The organism is Daejeonella sp. JGW-45, from assembly GCF_029360805.1.
Lineage (GTDB): Bacteria > Bacteroidota > Bacteroidia > Sphingobacteriales > Sphingobacteriaceae > Daejeonella.
Genome location: NZ_JARKNC010000001.1, coordinates 255654 through 271298, shown reverse-complemented (window position 1 = coordinate 271298; position 15645 = coordinate 255654). Strand labels below are relative to the sequence as shown.

Genomic DNA, 15645 nt, shown 5'->3' with positions numbered 1-15645 from the left:
GAATATGCCTGCTAATAAAAAATACCTGACTAAATCGCCATGGCTGAGGCTTTCAAAGATACTGGCGGGTGTAGCGGGCGGCTACACCGTTATGTTCAGTTTCCATATGCTGCTGACAAAAGTATTCCCGCAGGAAAACGTAATCGCCACTTCCTTTTTCACCGGTTACCTGCTCTGGGCGGTACTGCTCCTTTTCGCATTCCTCGCAAAGAACGTGTGGAAGGTATGGGCCGTTTACCTGCTTCTCACCGTTATATTTTCAATCCCCTTCCTGCTCGGCTAGCTTAAAATCATGGACAACAGAAAATACAATATTTACTTTCATACGCATACCATCAGCGGGATCATTATCTGCGCACTCCTGTATGTGATCTTTTTCGCCGGTTCATTTTCGTTCTTCAAGGACGATATCGCCGCATGGCAGAAAAATACATCCTACGTGCAGCATCGCGGGAAATTCCGGAAGGATTTTAACCATGTCCTGGATTCATTGGCGCAGCACCGTGAGCTGAAGGGCCGCGACTTTGACTTTAACATACGGCGCCATGGGATGGGCGCATACGTATCGATGTCGGCATCGCACGATAGTACGCTGAAAAAGAAAGCTGAGAAAAAGGTACCTGAACCGCGGCGCGGCGGAGGCAGGGGCCGTGGCGGCGATGACGATTCGGCTTACTTTACCTACGATTTTATAAATAAAAAGGAGGCAGAATACAGGGCCGGGTATGATATGGGCGAATTTCTTTACCGGCTGCATTTCCTGGCGCAGCTGAATAGTATCCCGATCCGTTTAGGCGCGCCATTCGGGTACCTGCTGGCTGGGGTAGTATCATTCATTTTCGTTTTCGCCCTGATTACCGGCTTGCTGTTGCACTGGGACAAGATCGCATCTAACTTTTTTACCTTCAGGCCCTGGAGTAAATGGAAGACCGTGTGGACCGATCTGCACACCGCACTCGGGGTCATAGGTTTCCCCTTCCAGCTTATTTTCGCTGTAACGGGGGTAGTGCTGATCGTGAATTCGTTCCTGCTGACCCCTTACGCGAAGTTTTTATATCAAGGCAATAGTGAGAAGCTCTATCATGCCCTGGAGTACAGCGATTCGACCAGGTTCGAATATACTTATAAGCCCCTGGATACACCTTTTGACCTTAATGCCTACCTCGCAAAAGTAGAACAGAAATGGGATGGCGGGCATATCAGCCTGGTGTCTGTCAGGAATTACCAGGACGATAACATGCACCTGATCATCCAGTCCAAGCCTGACGCCAGCCAAAGCTTTGCCGGCTCCGGGAAGATCATTTACCGCGTCCGTGATCAGAAAGTACTTTATGAAGTATCACCGGTAGAACATTCTACCTATATCGATAAAGTGAAGGCCCTCGTCTACCACCTGCATTTTGGTGATTTCGGCGGGCGGCCATTAAGGGTTATGTTCTTTGTACTCGGAGTGATGGGCTGCGTGATCATCATCTCGGGAATCCTGATCTGGCTGGTAGCAAGGGATAAGAACAACGTCCCCAAGCATAAGCGGGTATTCAACTTCTGGACTGCAAATATCTTCATGGCTGCCTGCCTGAGCATGCTGCCGGTTACCGCTTTCACTATGATCATACTGCTGTTCCTGGAAAATCCGGGACAATCAGAGATATACCAGTGGTACTTTTATTCCTGGCTGATACTTGGGATCTATTTTGTGATACGGAGAGACATCGCCCTGACCAATAAGCAAACTCTGATCTTATCCGTAGTAACCTGTTTCCTGGTACCGGTATTCCACGGTATTATGCGCAACAATTGGGTGTGGAATACATTTAACCGCCAGGCGTACGATATCCTGTTCATCGATCTGCTGTTCCTGAGCTTAGCTGCGGTCAGCCTGGTCGCCTTGCTGAAGATCAAGAAGAAACCAGCTGCGGATGCTTCCTGATGAACCATGTTCTGCCAGCTGAATCCCTTATTGCCCCGGCTCCTCATCTAGGAACCGTTCGATCAGCGGAACAATAAAATCGCTGTCCTTATAACCCGGCTTCAGGGTAGTGATCTCCCCGATATAGGCCCCATGGCCCCCGGGGATAATAGCCAGCTTAGCACCCGGGATCAGCTTTGACATCGCGACAGCATGCTCCGAGCTGGCCACGTCGGCATCGCCATTGACAAGCAGCACCGGCGACCTGATCGAGCGGATCTGCTCGTCCGGGAAATCCCGGAAGCTGACCATCCTGTTGGCGGCGCGGTGGTACATATTCATCAGTTTGGCACTGTCCGGGTTAACTTCCATGAACGCATCCTTGAACTGCTGCGGCATCTGCGCAAAGGTCCCGTTTTTCATAAACTCCCAGAAGCCCTCGAAAGCCCCGTCCCGTTTCAGTAAAAAGGAACCGGCTACAATCCTGCCGCACATTTCCGGGTGCCTGATCCCCATCTGCAGGGCCGTATTAGCGCCATTGCTGAAGCCAAAGATGTCGGCCTTGTCAATCTTCAGGTTCTTCAGTAAAGCGGCAACGTCATCAGCATCCTGTTCAAAGGAAAGGTCCGCATCCCTGTCGCCCGTACGCCCATGCGCCTGCAGCTCTACGCATATCAGCTGCCGGTCCTTCGAGAACAGCGGGATCACCCGCCCGAAGGTCGTCTGGATCGTCGATCCGCCGCCATGGATCAGCACCAGCGGTTTCCCCTGGCCATAGACCTCATAGTACATATTTATTCCGTTCACTTCCGAGTAGCCGCTTTTCATTTGATGAGATTTTTCTTTGGATGAATCAATATTATTACAGGATGAAAAAGCCATAAAGGCCAGCACAAAAGAGATGATCGCCGGTTTCATGGCTGAGAACGCAGGATCTTTTCCATTTTCCGCCCCTTCGCCAATTCATCCACCAGTTTGTCCAGGTACCGGGCCTGCTTGGTCAGCGGAGTTTCGATATCTTCGATCCGGTAACCGCAGATCATACCCGTAATGAGGTGCGCGTTCGGGTTTAAGGTAGCCTGCTGAAAGAACTCTTCGAAGGTCACTTTCTGATCTATAAGTTCCTTTAGTTTCTTTTCATCAAAGCCCGTAAGCCACGCGATCACCTGGTCCAGTTCTGCTTTCGTCCGGCCCTTACTCTCCACTTTGGTCACATACATGGGATATACCGAGCCGAATATCATTTTTGCGATACGCTCATCGTGCTTAGCGGTGGTATTCATAGGATTAGCTTTTTATTGAATAAGATAAATTTAGGGAAGTTTGCTGCATTTACAACACAAATTGCATTCGAAAGCAACCGTTCCCGGGCCCTGACCTACCGTTCCCTCATTCCTTTCTTTTTTTTTATGCCGATTATTTATAATTGAGAAATAATCAAGAAATAATCAAGAAATAATCAAGAAATAATCAAAAAACTTACTAAAATGATCATTAAACAACAAATCCCCGTAAACCTGAGAAACTTCCTGCACTCCTACACGCTGCCAGAAAGTTCCGAAATGCTGAACGAAGTATTCGACCAGGTTACCGAAAGCATTAAGTTCGCCGCGATGAGCGAGAACCAGCAGGAAGAAGTACTGGATTTCCTGGAAGCGCTTGAAGAATTGCTCCCGGCAGTATATGAGCTGCAGCAGCGGATGAAGCTCATAGCTAATTGAGTGAGGGCTGAGAGGGCGGTAGCAGGAGTAGTCATAATAATAATTTATCCCTGGCCTTAGCACCGTGTTTAATCGAAAAATCAAGAATTACAGGTGGCTGATATTAGCCCTGCTGGTTTCAGCTACAACCATCAACTACCTCGACCGCCAGGTTTTGGGCTTGCTAAAGCCTATCCTTGAAGTAGAGTTCAACTGGTCCGAAACGGACTTCGCCTACATGGTTACCGCCTTTACCGGAGCCTATGCCCTGGGTCTGATCAGTTGGGGCTGGCTGATAGACCGGATAGGATCTAAGCTGGGCTATACTATAGCAGTCTCTACCTGGAGCCTGATGGGCATGGTTCATGCTGCTGCCCGGACAGCTTTAGGCTTTGGTCTTGCCCGGGTAGGACTTGGCATCACCGAGGCTGGGAATATTCCTGCCGGGATGAAGGCTATTGCCGAATGGTTCCCGCGTAAAGAACGCGGCCTCGCAACAGGATTATTTATTTCAGGTACCAGCGCCGGCGTCATCCTCGCACTGCTGATGGTTCCCTGGATATTGGGAATCTATGGCTGGCAGGAGGTATTCATCATTACCGGTTTGATGGGCTTTGCCTGGCTGGTATTCTGGATCATCTTCTACAATGTACCGGCTAAAGAAAAGCGCCTTACCGAAGCCGAATATAATTTGATCCACGAAGGACAAAAGCTCGATCCGCTGGCCGTGGAAGAAGTGGTTAAGGTCAGTTGGATCAGGTTGTTTACATTTCCCCAGACATGGGTATTCATTACCGGTAAGGGCCTGCTCGACCCGATATACTGGTTCTTTATGTTCTGGCTGCCTTCCTACTTCGCTTTCAAGTTCGACCTGGATATGAAACAGCTCAGTCCCGAGCTCATGACCATCTATTTGATGTCAGTTATAGGAAGTATCGGCGGAGGCTACTTTTCGTCCTGGCTCATTAAGCGCGGCTGGCCTACCCTGAAGGCACGAAAAACTGCCCTGCTGATCTTCGCTGTGATGGAACTGGCCGTGCTGCTGGTACAGCATGCAAGCAATGCCTGGATGGTCGTAGCTATACTGAGCTTTACACTCGCAGTACACCAGGCCTGGAGTACAAATATCTTCACGCTGGTCGTCGACCTTTTCCCCAAACAGGTCGTCAGTTCAGTTACCGGTATCGGAACGATGTGGGGCGCCGTAGGTGGTATGTTGTTCCCGCTGCTGGTAGGCTATATCCTCGACAGCTATAAATCGGCCGGCAACCTGTCCGCCGGTTATAACCTGCTGTTCTTCATCTGCGCCTTTACTTACCTGTTCGCCTGGGGAATCATTTACCTGCTGACAAGGAACGCCAAACCAGTGGAATTAAAGGACCTGCAAATCAAGTAAGCCACTGCATTTACTGCTCGATTAAGTGATTCCTGGCCGGAAATATGGACTGCTTATCGTTTCTTAAAAAAGCGTTCTGCGTTTGCGTAGAAGATCTTTTTCTTTTGGGCTTCCGACAGCAGTTCGAGCGACTCAACTGAGCTGATAACTTTTGCAATATCTCCATTGTCTGAGCCGAACATCAATTTGTCCTCTAAACCGGCATCAATAAAGGCCTTCATAAGAACCCGGAATTTCTCTCCCGGAATAATATCAGGGTTTGATATCACCGAAAGATCAGCATACACATTCCTGTGCGTTTGCATGATTGAAATAGCCTCGCGGTAAAACTGGTCGCCGCCGTGCATGATCCAGAGCCGGAGATCCGGGAAGCGGCCCAACATCTGTTTTAATAATTGAGGATTACCCAGCTCCATCCTGAAAGCAGGACTGCCATGTCCCGGACCCGCGCCTCCCATGTGAATCCCAACAGGGAGATCATACTTTTCAGCAAGAGCGTAATAGGGGAACAAAAGACTGTCGGAAGCCGATATTCCATAGTACTGACTCAGTACTTCCCCGAAATAGTCTATCTCTCCCGTCTTTATACGGCTCTCTATCCAGGCAGGTGAAGGCCAGTCCTGACCGGTTTCATAACAGGGCTGCAAGCTGTAGGGAACCTTGCCGTTGGGGCATGGCAGCATGAGTCCGTATAAGATCCTGATCTTTGACTTTCCACGAAAAGTATTCTGAAGATCCCAGGAAGTGCTTAGGGCTGCTTTGTAAACACCCGCCCCTTCCAGCTCGCTGAGCTGAGCAGTTACGTTTTTACTGCCATGAATATGCACATCAAAAACCTTCCTTTCTTTCTCAGGACTTAGAATCCCGCTAAAAAAAGCCAGGATCAGGAAACAGAGGATATTGCTCATACTGCGTTTTGATTAGTCGTGGGATGGTTGTGAATAAATGTAATTTACAATAATTGGTTGAATGTTAAGGTGATGTGTAAGGGATTTTGGATGGAGAAGTTAAGGATTGGGAGGTTCCAGCATTGGCTGGATCCGATAGCTATCGGATGACAACGCTGTGGGGGGATATATAGGGGATTCCAGCGAAGGCTGGAATCGAAGTGATGTCACTCCAACTATGTTGTTAAAAGTCGAATAGCCGAACTATCTTTTTCGTATTTTTAATAGCCCTTGAAAAACTAAACGATGACCAGAATCAAACAACTTCGCCTTGGCGGGTTAATGCTGCTCTTTTTGTTTACCGTATTAACTTCCTGCAGAAAAGGTAAACCAGCAGACCCTTCCGGGCCGCCGGGAGCTCTGCCTGTGCTGACGACCAAACCTGTGACGATAAATGCTAACGGTTTTGTAGAAAGCGGAGGTGTAATAACAAACAGCGGAGACCTGACCATTACTGAACGCGACATTTGCTGGTCGACTAGTCCGGCGCCTGCCGTGTCGGGCCAGAAAGCTTTAGGCAAGACAATGTCTGATGATTTCCTGGCATCACCTTCGGGACTTTTGCCGAACACAACGTATTACTTCCGGGCGTATGCAACAAACAGTAAAGGAACCGCTTATGGAAATGAAGTAAGTTATAAGGCCGGAAATGATCTGTTACTCCTGAAAGCTACCTGGTGGGGCGAAGCAAAAACTACTATTGGACTATTACAGGGTATCCGGACTACCATGTCGGGGCCCGGGCTGTCAACCCTTTCTACGGCCGGTATATGCTGGAGCACGAAGCCTAACCCAACGATGTCTGACAGTGTCAGAATAACAACCAGAATGGAGAACCCACTGATCATGCACACTTCCCTTCTGCCAGTTAAAACCAAATACTACGCAAGGGCCTTTGCCATAAATAAAACGGATACGGTATATAGTAATGAAGTGACTTTCGAAACACCCATGAAGATCGGCTATCTGCATGCAGGCGGGATCATCCTCACACTTAATGATGCAAAAACTGCCGGAACGGTGCTGAGCCGGTATGCGCTTGATAATCCTCTGCCCTGGGCTCCGGAAAATATGACCGGCGTACCTACGGGTGCAGGCAGCCAGACTGATGGAGCATCGAACACTGACAAGATCATAGCTGCTTATGGAACCGGTAAACTTTATGCTGCAAAGGCTTGCCGCGATTACCGCGGCGGGGGATTTTCAGACTGGTACCTGCCATCCAAACAGGAACTGGAAGTGCTTAGGAAGGAACTCAGCGCACTCAATATTAGCTGGGACATTTTCCGGTCCTCTGTATCGAATTGCTGGAGCTCTACTGAATTAAGCAGCACAATTGCATTACACCAGGATTTTGAAACCCCGCCAAAAAATCAGCCTGAGCAGGTAAAATCTGGTATGAATCGTGTTATTCCTGTGAGGACATTTAAAGATTAGGCGGTTGTTGTCTTTTTAGGACCTGCCCATTGTGCTGCTTTCCTGGCACCCGGGACACCGGTAAATCTAAATTAACCAACCTTGTTATCCCCCGGGACGTGATCAGCTGGTAAAACGGTGAAGCTTTGGTATGCAATCAGCAAAATTGGAGTCTTACAGGTTTAGTATAGGCGGCCGACGACCTCCTGCGTTAAAGCTTCGGCGATCGCGGGGTGGGAGATACCAGGTTCGAACCAGTGACTGATTGCATCGGGATGCTCTGAACCAGCTATAACAAAAAACCCCTCAGAACTTAATCCGAAGGGTTTCATTTCCGTGGGAGATACTGGGTTCGAACCAGTGACCCCCTGCTTGTAAGGCAGGTTAAATACTATGATTTTGCTATATTTAAGCCTCTTTCTCACTTTTTTACTAACTATTTACTATCAGATAGCCGGATTAAAATTATTTGTAATTAATTATTCATTGAATTTCATATCACCTTCACACTGGCTGCATGAAAATATAAGCTTCTTCCAATCTTCTGGAATAGGCACTTCATCTGCAATCAGTACAATATTTTAATTCCTCTGGAACACAAGCACATTGTGATTGTCAAGGATCATTGTCTGCATCAGGCCAGTCATTTCTCATGATTAATGTTCCATTACAGATATATTCTTTATTTGATCCGCAAGCATTACAGTGCCTGCTTTCTTCATAAATATCAAACAGGGTATATGCTGTATCAATGAAAATGATTGTTTTGTGATTACAGCTTGTACAGCAAAATCCACATGCATTGTAAGTACTTGAAAAATTAAACCTTGGGACATATATTTAAGATTTCAATTAGACTTCTATTTATCCTTAAAGTGCATCACAAATGACACTATTGTAAACACAATTAGGAAAAAGCTAACCCACAAATTTGGTGACCCTTGAAGTTGGTTTAAGCCTACAGCTCCAACTCCCATTATTCCAATATATTTCCATATATTTTCTTCTTTCGTTTCATTCATGCTAAGTTTTTTTAATTAAACTCCAATAGTTGGGGTATTAGGTTTTTCATCTTCCTTTTTAGGTTGTATTAACCAAAATCCTACGCCACCTACGAGGACAGCAAATGTTATCTTCTTTATGAAATAACTTGAATTAATGGATAATTTCTCTGGATTTGAGGTCAATAGATACACAAATCCAATAAAATTTAGCACAGCTACTGCAATGCAGATGTAACCGATAATTTTTTTCATTGTCTGATATTATTTAATATTTGATTTCATTTATAAAAGGAATAAGAATTTTGAAAATCATTATTTCATGCTTTCAGAACCAATACCGTAATTTTATGCATGGCAAAGTAGTGTGGAATTAAATAGAGCAGATAGATATTATATGTTCTTCATATTATCCACTGCTTTCCTTTCTTGCCAAAGTTTAGGGATAAATACTATTCCTAATCCTATAAGAAAATAGAATATATATTCAGTAAAATCATAAGAATTAAATATTCCATTAAAATTGTAGACTTCTTCGGGAGTATCTCTATAATAAGGAATATATTTTCGATAGCTACTGTATTCAGTTATAGGCCAAAAATCTTCATCAGGCCCAGTAGTAAATAATTGCACATACTTTGATTTCCAATATGTTCCCGCATCATAAGATTCATTTACAATTGTTCCTGAAATCTTAAATACATTAACAAATAGAGCAAAGGAGTGAAATAGCACCCAAAGTATCAGAAATCTCCTTTGAGCAATAGTTATTTTCATGTGATTGAGCTTTATTGACGATTAAAAATATGAATTGTATTTCATAATATATCAAGCTTTTATCATATTCCTTTGGTATGTGATTAACACAAAGGATCCAGCATTGATAAAAGCTTTTGGGGACAGAATAAGAAGTCTTAGAAAGGAGAAAAAACTTTCTATGGAAAAGCTTGCCGAACTTTCTGATATTGATTATAGACAGCTCTCGTATGTTGAATTGGGAGAAGTAAATACAACAATTAGTACTGCTTCTGCAATTGCAAAGGGCCTTGATATCCCATTAAGAGAATTATTTGATTTTTGAACCTCGCGTTTATGCTTTACGAGGATATCGCTTTTTATCAATGTTGTCCAGTATCAGAGCCTCTATATCCATTTTCTCCTCCCACTTATTCGGGCCAAAGTTATATGATCCAGAATCGTGTTGAAATTCGCACTTGGGACAATAATATGTAACTGGATCTCTTCTCTCGAGCATAATCATTTGACATTTTCCGCAATAAGGCATAAGGTTTATGATATTGTATTTAAGTTGTGTTGAATTATACCAATAATCCCAACTCCAGTACCAATTTTTTAGTTTATCAATTTTGTAATCTATAAAATCAGGACTATGCTTTTTATCAGTCATTAAGACTCCAGCAATTACGATTATTATTACGACTACAGAAACTACAACTAAAATATACCATGTCTTAATAGGATAGTTTAATAGCCAGACTATCCAACTATAAATGCTACTCACCCAAGCTTGGAAAGTGCTCAAAATTGGCTTAGCCTTTATCATATCATAAATTAGAGAACCTATTGGCGCCAGCAGTAAACTGCTCACAATTGCCACTTTCCAGCCGGCTGATTCTTTCTTTTGATTTTGTGCCATAGTGTCTTTATAATTCGGCCTTCAAACGTTCTCTGTTATTAATCAAGTTATACCCTCATCTGCAAAGCTAAAATAAAAATCATTGCTGAGAATAATATGATCTAAAATGATGATATCCAATAGTTTACCAGCCATTTTCAATTTTGATGTCAGTTCTAAATCAGAATTACTAGGAACGAGATTTCCACTAGGATGGTTATGAGCCAAGATAAGCCCCACAGCGCAACATTTTAATGCAACAGCAAAGATCACTCTCGGATCTGCAATCGTGCCACAAAGGCCTCCGGAAGACACTTCATAACATCCTATAACCCTGTTAGCTCTATTAAGAAGCAAGATTTTGAATTCTTCTATAAATCCTATAGTTCCTAGATTCCATGTGCTTAAAAGGACTCTATAAGCTTCTTCTGATGTTGTAATTTTTGGCCTGTCTGATGGATTAAATTTCTGTTTGTAAACTAGCTGTAGCTCTTGCACAGGAAAGCTAGCTATTTGATTCTGTTTCATAATATCTTGGTTAAAGAGTAAATAATTTGTCGCTGAAAGAACAGACTTATGGATTTATAATGGAAACGGGAGTTCCTTAGTATTTAATAAAAGCTATATTAATAAAGTCGCTATTAATTTAGATTACAAAGTCGGTTAAATCCTTTGAGTCCACCTAACTGCCGGAAGCTGTTCACTGGCACATATTTTTCATAAACTCTATTTAAATCCTCTTTATTTAGCAATCTTAGGGAATTAAATACTTGTTTTTACAGCATTTAGACCTAATATTCAGCTTTATCAACAATAACCCTCCCATTTGTTAATAAATAAAGTTTTAAAAAATTTTACTTTAAGAGATTAAGAGATTATATTTGAGGATTAAATATAAGGTTATGCCAAGATTAGTAGATTATCCTCATGGTTCACTTAAAAGTGCTTTAGAAATTGCAGCTGCTGTAGACTATCTAGGAGGAAGTTGTTCTATAGTTAATTGTGCCGATAGACTGAAAAAAAAGATAAGCGGTGCTTTTAGATCTTTAATCAGTGCTTCAATAAAACATGGCCTGATAACAAATAATAAGGAAGTTTTAAATACCACGGAGCTTTATCGTGTTTACAAGCTTGCATACGATGAAAATGAAAAGCTTGAAACATTAAGAAAAGTTTTTTTTTATCCCCCTCTTTATCAAAAAATATATGAAAGGTTCAAAGGGAAAGAACTTCCTGTTGCTATGCTGCACAAACTACTTATTAGAGAACTCGGTGTAGAAGAAAGGTATGGGTCAAGAACTGCAGGCTATTTTATCGATGGTGCTAAAAGCTTAAAGCTTTTGGAAAACGGCAAACTTATAGATGATGTTACTGTAGATTCAACAACTGAGGTGGATGAAATTGGAAAAGATGAGGGGTTTCTGCCAGATTTGAAGCTGGAAGGTGACGATCTTAGCACAGATGTTGTCACGTTGCCCTTAGTAGATACTAATGACTACTTCACTGTAATGATTGTGGGGCCGGGAATGAATACAAAAATCCAGTTAGGAGAGGAAGATGATTTAATAATTCTGGATGCAATGATCAACAAAATAAAAAAGAAATTAAAAGAGGGAAGTAAATAAGTTCTATTGTGCGTGGAATATCGGAGGCGTCCAAAATCTCTGATAGGACAACAACTTATTTATCCTGGGAGATCCAAACTCAGGGCTTCCCTTCTTTAATAAACAAATATAATAAAATTTAAGAGATTTTGGTTTTTGCAATCTCGAGCCTCCAGCGAGTTGAGCTAAAGGTCTAAGCAAAGAAGCCTGCAAGGCGATGCTTAGTATGGCTTGCCACGAAAACTTTAACAGGGTTGGAATAAGGTAGGATTAAAGTTTGAAGCCTTTAGCGATGAGCAGGCGAGCATATAAAGACTAAAAGCGGTTGTATTTATCAGCAGAGGTTAAGCACAGGATAAATACAAAGGCAGCTTTTATGGAAATCGACTTTGCTTAAAACCAAAAGCATGACAGAATCAGTGTGGGGTTAAGCTAGGAATTATGGCGTGCTTTTAGGGTAAGCTTAGGAGGTTGGAATGCCTTTTTTCCCATCCAGTCTTAATTGTTTGAAAAAATGATCTTTTTAATTTCTGAATTGTCTAGGACAGTGGATTGTTTTGAGTTAATGTTGTAGATAAACGTATAGTTCTTCATCCTACCAACATATTGTATTTCTCCCCCGCAATTGACTGCTTCGTTCGTCAGTAAAATTTGAACTTGTTTACCATTCCCTTTTTTCAATAAGGTTGCCTCCGAATAAGTGTCATAAACCAAGAAAATTACAAGGATAATGAATATGGAAGAAAGGTTATAGAAAGTTACGTTTCTGAGTGTAAACTCAAAGTCATGTAATATTAAAATCTCGCGTCTTAACCAAAAAATGAATGAGGCCACGGGTGAAATGAATAAAACTTGTAATCCCAAATTACTTCCGTTGGGCAAAGCAAAAGCTAAGACCAAGAATACTATCTGAAAGAAGATAAACCACCTATCCTTTTTAAAATCTTCTGAGAGTCGCTGGAAAAAAGTTGAATTTTTCTGCTTCTTAAAATTCTCGACGTTGACCTTTCCTACAAAAGGAGCAACAAACATTCCCAGTATTACAAAAGGCAGAATTAATATCAAGGCATAAACTAAAATATCTTTGACAAAGGGAGTGACAAGTTCCTCTAGTGAAATAAAGCTCCCAATTTCAATGTTAAATAGGGAGTAATATAACACAACTTTAACTAAACTTAAAAATGTTAAAATCGGAATAACAAATTTTATACTTTGCCAAAGTAATCGATAATCATAAAGCTCAACCATCAAACCGTTTCTTTATCTCAATATACCATTATGGTTGGACTTTATTAAATTATTTTGTTTGGATCAGCATGTTATGTAGCCGTTTCAATGATCCATTAATCTTAAAATATGTCACATGTTGTTTTTCAATTACCAAGTCAACCTGGTAGGTTTTAAGTAATCCATCAATTGCAATAAAGGGGCAATAAATTCTAATTAATTTATTTTCGGGTGTAATGGCTAAAATGCTTTTGTCGTCAACAAAGCTGTAAAATTTATACTCATCCATTATGTAAGGTATTTCAAAGTAAATAGAGCCTGCCAACCTAGGCAAGCTCATTAATGATCTCAGCCTAAAATAGCTGCTTCTAAAGTTTGATTCATTTCAACATTACTGTACTCATACCGATAGTCCAAGAGAACTGTTTCGCCAGTTCTTGGTATGGTGTACTCATACGGTTCATCAACATCTACTTTCTGAATACATCCAGGCATTTGTTTACCTATCAGAGATTTACAGGTATTTTCATCTAAAGATGATGGTATCATGCATTTTCTTGCAGTAGCAAACATTCTTCCTGTAGTCTGAGAGATTGACATTTCTACTTCTCCTGTAAGCTCCAAAGCAAAGAATATCTTGCCTGCTTGACTTGTCTTTTGTACATAATTAGTTACTGTAACCATTTTAATGATTTTAATTAGGGTAAGAATTTGAGTTAACTGTAATCCGGAGGGCGGGTGTATCCAGACGCAAATCTTAGAAGGGGGATTCGATATAGGGTGGGGGCTGAATAAACACGCTCAAAAAATTTTGAAAAAAAATCTTTGTTGCAGGAGTTGCATAAGTTGCAGGTGTTGTGCAACCACCACGCAACAAATTACTATTCAAGCCAGCGTTTTATCGTTGAACGATCCTTATTAAGTCTTCTACCAATTTCTGCATTATTAGCTCCAGTATCCCTTAGGGCAAGTGCTTCCTTTTTTAATTCTTCATTCGTCTTATTATCTTCTTCTGCATAGATATATTCGCGTTCACTTACGTTCTCCTTTAGGAACTCAAACCATAGTGTCTCAGGGTTTAGTAATATCAATTTTGCTCCATCCTGTTCCTCCGCATCTCTTGATTTTTTTCTTATAAGTAGTCGAAGGTTTTTATCAGCTCCCGCCCGTCTCATGAAAAAATCAGAATCAACTAAATCAGTTAAAGCTCCTGCGCCAGACTGCATATCACTTTCCGTCAATCTGTGAGAAGTATTTTTCTTAATGTGATGAATAATTAAAAGAGAGGCCCCTATTTCATCCTTTAGCTTGTTAATAGTCCCCATCGCCATTGTCATTTGACTATTCTTCTCGTTATCGGCTCCTGAAAACGCTGTTCTCAAATTGTCAACAATTAACAATACTGGTTTTTTATCGTAACAAAGGTTTCTAACATCATCTAATAATACTTCTAGTCCACTTCTTGTAGTTAAACAATATGCTTTATAATCCGGTTGATGAGCCATTTGACTTTCCAATTTTGCTAGCCGTGTAGACACCGTCTCTTCATTAAGCTCCAGATTAATATATATAACGTTCCCGTTAAGTTCTATGTCTTCGTTAAGGAAGGACTTCTGTCCATTAGAAATTACAATCGCAAGTTGTAACGCCAGAAGCGACTTGCCAATTCCTCGTTCAGAAGGGAAAATGACCGTAGATTTTTCTAATATATAGTTTCCAAAGATCTTTCTTTTAGGTTTTAATGTCTTGCCGATCTCCGCTAAATCTGAGAAGGATTTAAGTGAGTAGTTCGCATTGTTGCGTTGCACAACATCTACTTCATTTGCAACTTCTGCAACACGTCCTAGTTTTTCTGATTCTGGAAACTTTGCAAATTCATCCGTGTTCCGATACGCGCTATTAATTGTCCTATGTAATCCCGCGGCATCCTCATTTTTAAAACGCTTCAATATTTCTTTTTCTACCCTCTTTTTGTCTAAGCCAATTCTATTTGTTCTACAAGCAAGATTAAATATGAAATTATTTCTATTTCCGAGTTCATAACAGCCCTTTTTCTTTGCCCAGGCTAATGCTGTGTTAAATCCTTTGCAAAACGTTACATCCTCAACATCAGTAATTTTCACCGTAAAGATTTCTGCATCAAAATTTAAAAAAGCGTTTGGGTCGCTTGATACAATACACAACCTAGAAACATCCTTACCTGAACCGTCTATATTCACTCCTATTTTTTCATAGTAGCAATCAGTAACTTGTTGATATGCTTTTTCATGATCTTTAGCTTCTTTGCAATCAGTTTTCACAATTGTTTTAATTCCATTTCCACTCGGACTTTTGAAACAAGCCATAGTGTATGGAATATTAATGATCTGTCTAAAAGTCAAAGCTAATTCGTCGGAATTCAAATGGTCTATATCTAAAATAACCATAGAGTTGTAATTGACAAGGTTATCCTTTTTCCTCCCCCCTTCAAATGTTCCTGATGGGGTAAAAACAGGCAAAGATGAAACTTTAAACTCTTGCGCATCTAAATCGTTGTTTGCTAGTTTTTTTCTTAATTCACATACTTGGTTATGATATCTTCCATCTCGTATACTTTGCAGTAATGCAACCAGTGATACGTTCTTTGGATCAGTTGACTTACAATTTTTAAACATTGAAACAATATGTGAGTCATGGGTAATTGAATAAAATTTTTCCTTCATTTCTTGTGCGTTTAATTGGGTACATTATTGTAACCGATGTAAAAGTAAGTCGAACGCAGAAGGCTTATTAAGGGAATAATTAGTAGGTAGAGTGGAAGGTAGAGTGA

At 41.6% G+C, this 15645-nt stretch carries 17 protein-coding genes and 1 tRNA gene; 7 read left to right on the top strand and 11 right to left on the bottom strand.

Annotated features, from left to right (window positions below):
* Positions 1–4: 4 nt before the first annotated feature.
* Positions 5–283, top strand: a complete 279-nt coding sequence (locus tag P2W76_RS01265) for a hypothetical protein (RefSeq protein WP_276345645.1) — start codon at positions 5–7, stop codon at positions 281–283.
* A 9-nt stretch (positions 284–292) separates the two neighbouring features.
* The gene (locus P2W76_RS01260; RefSeq protein ID WP_276345644.1) at positions 293–1930 is read left to right on the top strand and encodes a PepSY domain-containing protein; all 1638 of its coding nucleotides are present in this window, start codon (positions 293–295) and stop codon (positions 1928–1930) included.
* 27 nt (positions 1931–1957) lie between these two features.
* Here the strand turns inward: P2W76_RS01260 and P2W76_RS01255 are convergent, their stop codons facing one another.
* Together P2W76_RS01255 and P2W76_RS01250 are read right to left on the bottom strand one after the other, a co-directional pair.
* Complete coding sequence (locus tag P2W76_RS01255; RefSeq protein ID WP_276345643.1) at positions 1958–2827, bottom strand: alpha/beta hydrolase; 870 nt, start codon at positions 2825–2827, stop codon at positions 1958–1960.
* Positions 2824–3192: a DUF2200 domain-containing protein gene (locus tag P2W76_RS01250; protein ID WP_276345642.1), complete on the bottom strand. Its 369-nt coding sequence runs from the start codon at positions 3190–3192 to the stop codon at positions 2824–2826. The genes P2W76_RS01255 and P2W76_RS01250 overlap by 4 nt, the downstream gene beginning before the upstream one ends.
* 204 nt (positions 3193–3396) lie before the next feature.
* Between P2W76_RS01250 and P2W76_RS01245 the strand changes: the two genes are divergently transcribed.
* The gene (locus tag P2W76_RS01245) at positions 3397–3630 is read left to right on the top strand and encodes a hypothetical protein (protein WP_276345641.1); all 234 of its coding nucleotides are present in this window, start codon (positions 3397–3399) and stop codon (positions 3628–3630) included.
* Between the two features lie 64 nt (positions 3631–3694).
* Positions 3695–5005: an MFS transporter gene (locus P2W76_RS01240; RefSeq protein WP_276345640.1), complete on the top strand. Its 1311-nt coding sequence runs from the start codon at positions 3695–3697 to the stop codon at positions 5003–5005.
* Between the two features lie 53 nt (positions 5006–5058).
* On the opposite strand, the gene P2W76_RS01235 is transcribed toward P2W76_RS01240, so the two are convergent.
* A complete protein-coding gene (locus tag P2W76_RS01235) occupies positions 5059–5913 on the bottom strand; it encodes an amidohydrolase family protein (RefSeq protein ID WP_276345639.1) in 855 nt (284 codons plus the stop codon).
* A 285-nt stretch (positions 5914–6198) separates the two neighbouring features.
* Here P2W76_RS01235 and P2W76_RS01230 point away from each other — a divergent pair, with 285 nt between their 5' ends.
* A complete protein-coding gene (locus P2W76_RS01230) occupies positions 6199–7389 on the top strand; it encodes a hypothetical protein (protein ID WP_276345638.1) in 1191 nt (396 codons plus the stop codon).
* Positions 7390–7705: 316 nt separating this feature from the next.
* On the opposite strand, the gene P2W76_RS01225 is transcribed toward P2W76_RS01230, so the two are convergent.
* The 3 genes from P2W76_RS01225 to P2W76_RS01215 all read right to left on the bottom strand — a co-directional run bounded on the left by P2W76_RS01225 (position 7706) and on the right by P2W76_RS01215 (position 9146).
* Positions 7706–7793, bottom strand: a tRNA-Ser gene (locus P2W76_RS01225).
* A 612-nt stretch (positions 7794–8405) separates the two neighbouring features.
* Positions 8406–8624, bottom strand: a complete 219-nt coding sequence (locus P2W76_RS01220) for a hypothetical protein (protein ID WP_276345637.1) — start codon at positions 8622–8624, stop codon at positions 8406–8408.
* A gap of 138 nt (positions 8625–8762) precedes the next feature.
* Positions 8763–9146: a hypothetical protein gene (locus P2W76_RS01215; protein WP_276345636.1), complete on the bottom strand. Its 384-nt coding sequence runs from the start codon at positions 9144–9146 to the stop codon at positions 8763–8765.
* Between the two features lie 79 nt (positions 9147–9225).
* Here P2W76_RS01215 and P2W76_RS01210 point away from each other — a divergent pair, with 79 nt between their 5' ends.
* The gene (locus P2W76_RS01210; RefSeq protein WP_276345635.1) at positions 9226–9450 is read left to right on the top strand and encodes a helix-turn-helix transcriptional regulator; all 225 of its coding nucleotides are present in this window, start codon (positions 9226–9228) and stop codon (positions 9448–9450) included.
* Positions 9451–9459: 9 nt separating this feature from the next.
* On the opposite strand, the gene P2W76_RS01205 is transcribed toward P2W76_RS01210, so the two are convergent.
* Entirely contained in the window at positions 9460–10026 is a 567-nt protein-coding gene (locus P2W76_RS01205) for a hypothetical protein (RefSeq protein WP_276345634.1), read from the bottom strand.
* A 42-nt stretch (positions 10027–10068) separates the two neighbouring features.
* Complete coding sequence (locus P2W76_RS01200; RefSeq protein ID WP_276345633.1) at positions 10069–10533, bottom strand: JAB domain-containing protein; 465 nt, start codon at positions 10531–10533, stop codon at positions 10069–10071.
* A 374-nt stretch (positions 10534–10907) separates the two neighbouring features.
* Here P2W76_RS01200 and P2W76_RS01195 point away from each other — a divergent pair, with 374 nt between their 5' ends.
* Positions 10908–11630, top strand: coding sequence for a hypothetical protein (locus P2W76_RS01195; protein WP_276345632.1), 723 nt, complete (start codon positions 10908–10910; stop codon positions 11628–11630).
* 477 nt (positions 11631–12107) lie between these two features.
* Here the strand turns inward: P2W76_RS01195 and P2W76_RS01190 are convergent, their stop codons facing one another.
* From P2W76_RS01190 to P2W76_RS01180, 3 genes are all read right to left on the bottom strand, one after another.
* Positions 12108–12857 carry a hypothetical protein gene (locus tag P2W76_RS01190; RefSeq protein WP_276345631.1) on the bottom strand — a complete coding sequence of 250 codons (750 nt, stop codon included), beginning with the start codon at positions 12855–12857 and terminating at the stop codon, positions 12108–12110.
* A gap of 327 nt (positions 12858–13184) precedes the next feature.
* A complete protein-coding gene (locus P2W76_RS01185; RefSeq protein ID WP_276345630.1) occupies positions 13185–13520 on the bottom strand; it encodes a hypothetical protein in 336 nt (111 codons plus the stop codon).
* A 197-nt stretch (positions 13521–13717) separates the two neighbouring features.
* On the bottom strand, positions 13718–15538 hold the full coding sequence (locus tag P2W76_RS01180) for a BT4734/BF3469 family protein (RefSeq protein WP_276345629.1): 1821 nt from the start codon (positions 15536–15538) through the stop codon (positions 13718–13720).
* Positions 15539–15645 lie beyond the last annotated feature (107 nt).

Excerpts from the sequence above, each read along its gene's own strand:
- P2W76_RS01245 (WP_276345641.1), top strand. The coding sequence starts at position 3,397 with ATGATCATTAAACAACAAATCCCCGTAAACCTGAGAAACTTCCTGCAC.
- P2W76_RS01260 (WP_276345644.1), top strand. The coding sequence starts at position 293 with ATGGACAACAGAAAATACAATATTTACTTTCATACGCATACCATCAGC.
- P2W76_RS01200 (WP_276345633.1), bottom strand. The coding sequence starts at position 10,533 with ATGAAACAGAATCAAATAGCTAGCTTTCCTGTGCAAGAGCTACAGCTA.
- P2W76_RS01255 (WP_276345643.1), bottom strand. The coding sequence starts at position 2,827 with ATGAAACCGGCGATCATCTCTTTTGTGCTGGCCTTTATGGCTTTTTCA.
- P2W76_RS01215 (WP_276345636.1), bottom strand. The coding sequence starts at position 9,146 with ATGAAAATAACTATTGCTCAAAGGAGATTTCTGATACTTTGGGTGCTA.
- P2W76_RS01220 (WP_276345637.1), bottom strand. The coding sequence starts at position 8,624 with ATGAAAAAAATTATCGGTTACATCTGCATTGCAGTAGCTGTGCTAAAT.
- P2W76_RS01185 (WP_276345630.1), bottom strand. The coding sequence starts at position 13,520 with ATGGTTACAGTAACTAATTATGTACAAAAGACAAGTCAAGCAGGCAAG.
- P2W76_RS01265 (WP_276345645.1), top strand. The coding sequence starts at position 5 with ATGCCTGCTAATAAAAAATACCTGACTAAATCGCCATGGCTGAGGCTT.
- P2W76_RS01235 (WP_276345639.1), bottom strand. The coding sequence starts at position 5,913 with ATGAGCAATATCCTCTGTTTCCTGATCCTGGCTTTTTTTAGCGGGATT.
- P2W76_RS01190 (WP_276345631.1), bottom strand. The coding sequence starts at position 12,857 with ATGGTTGAGCTTTATGATTATCGATTACTTTGGCAAAGTATAAAATTT.
- P2W76_RS01250 (WP_276345642.1), bottom strand. The coding sequence starts at position 3,192 with ATGAATACCACCGCTAAGCACGATGAGCGTATCGCAAAAATGATATTC.
- P2W76_RS01205 (WP_276345634.1), bottom strand. The coding sequence starts at position 10,026 with ATGGCACAAAATCAAAAGAAAGAATCAGCCGGCTGGAAAGTGGCAATT.
- P2W76_RS01180 (WP_276345629.1), bottom strand. The coding sequence starts at position 15,538 with ATGAAGGAAAAATTTTATTCAATTACCCATGACTCACATATTGTTTCA.
- P2W76_RS01195 (WP_276345632.1), top strand. The coding sequence starts at position 10,908 with ATGCCAAGATTAGTAGATTATCCTCATGGTTCACTTAAAAGTGCTTTA.
- P2W76_RS01230 (WP_276345638.1), top strand. The coding sequence starts at position 6,199 with ATGACCAGAATCAAACAACTTCGCCTTGGCGGGTTAATGCTGCTCTTT.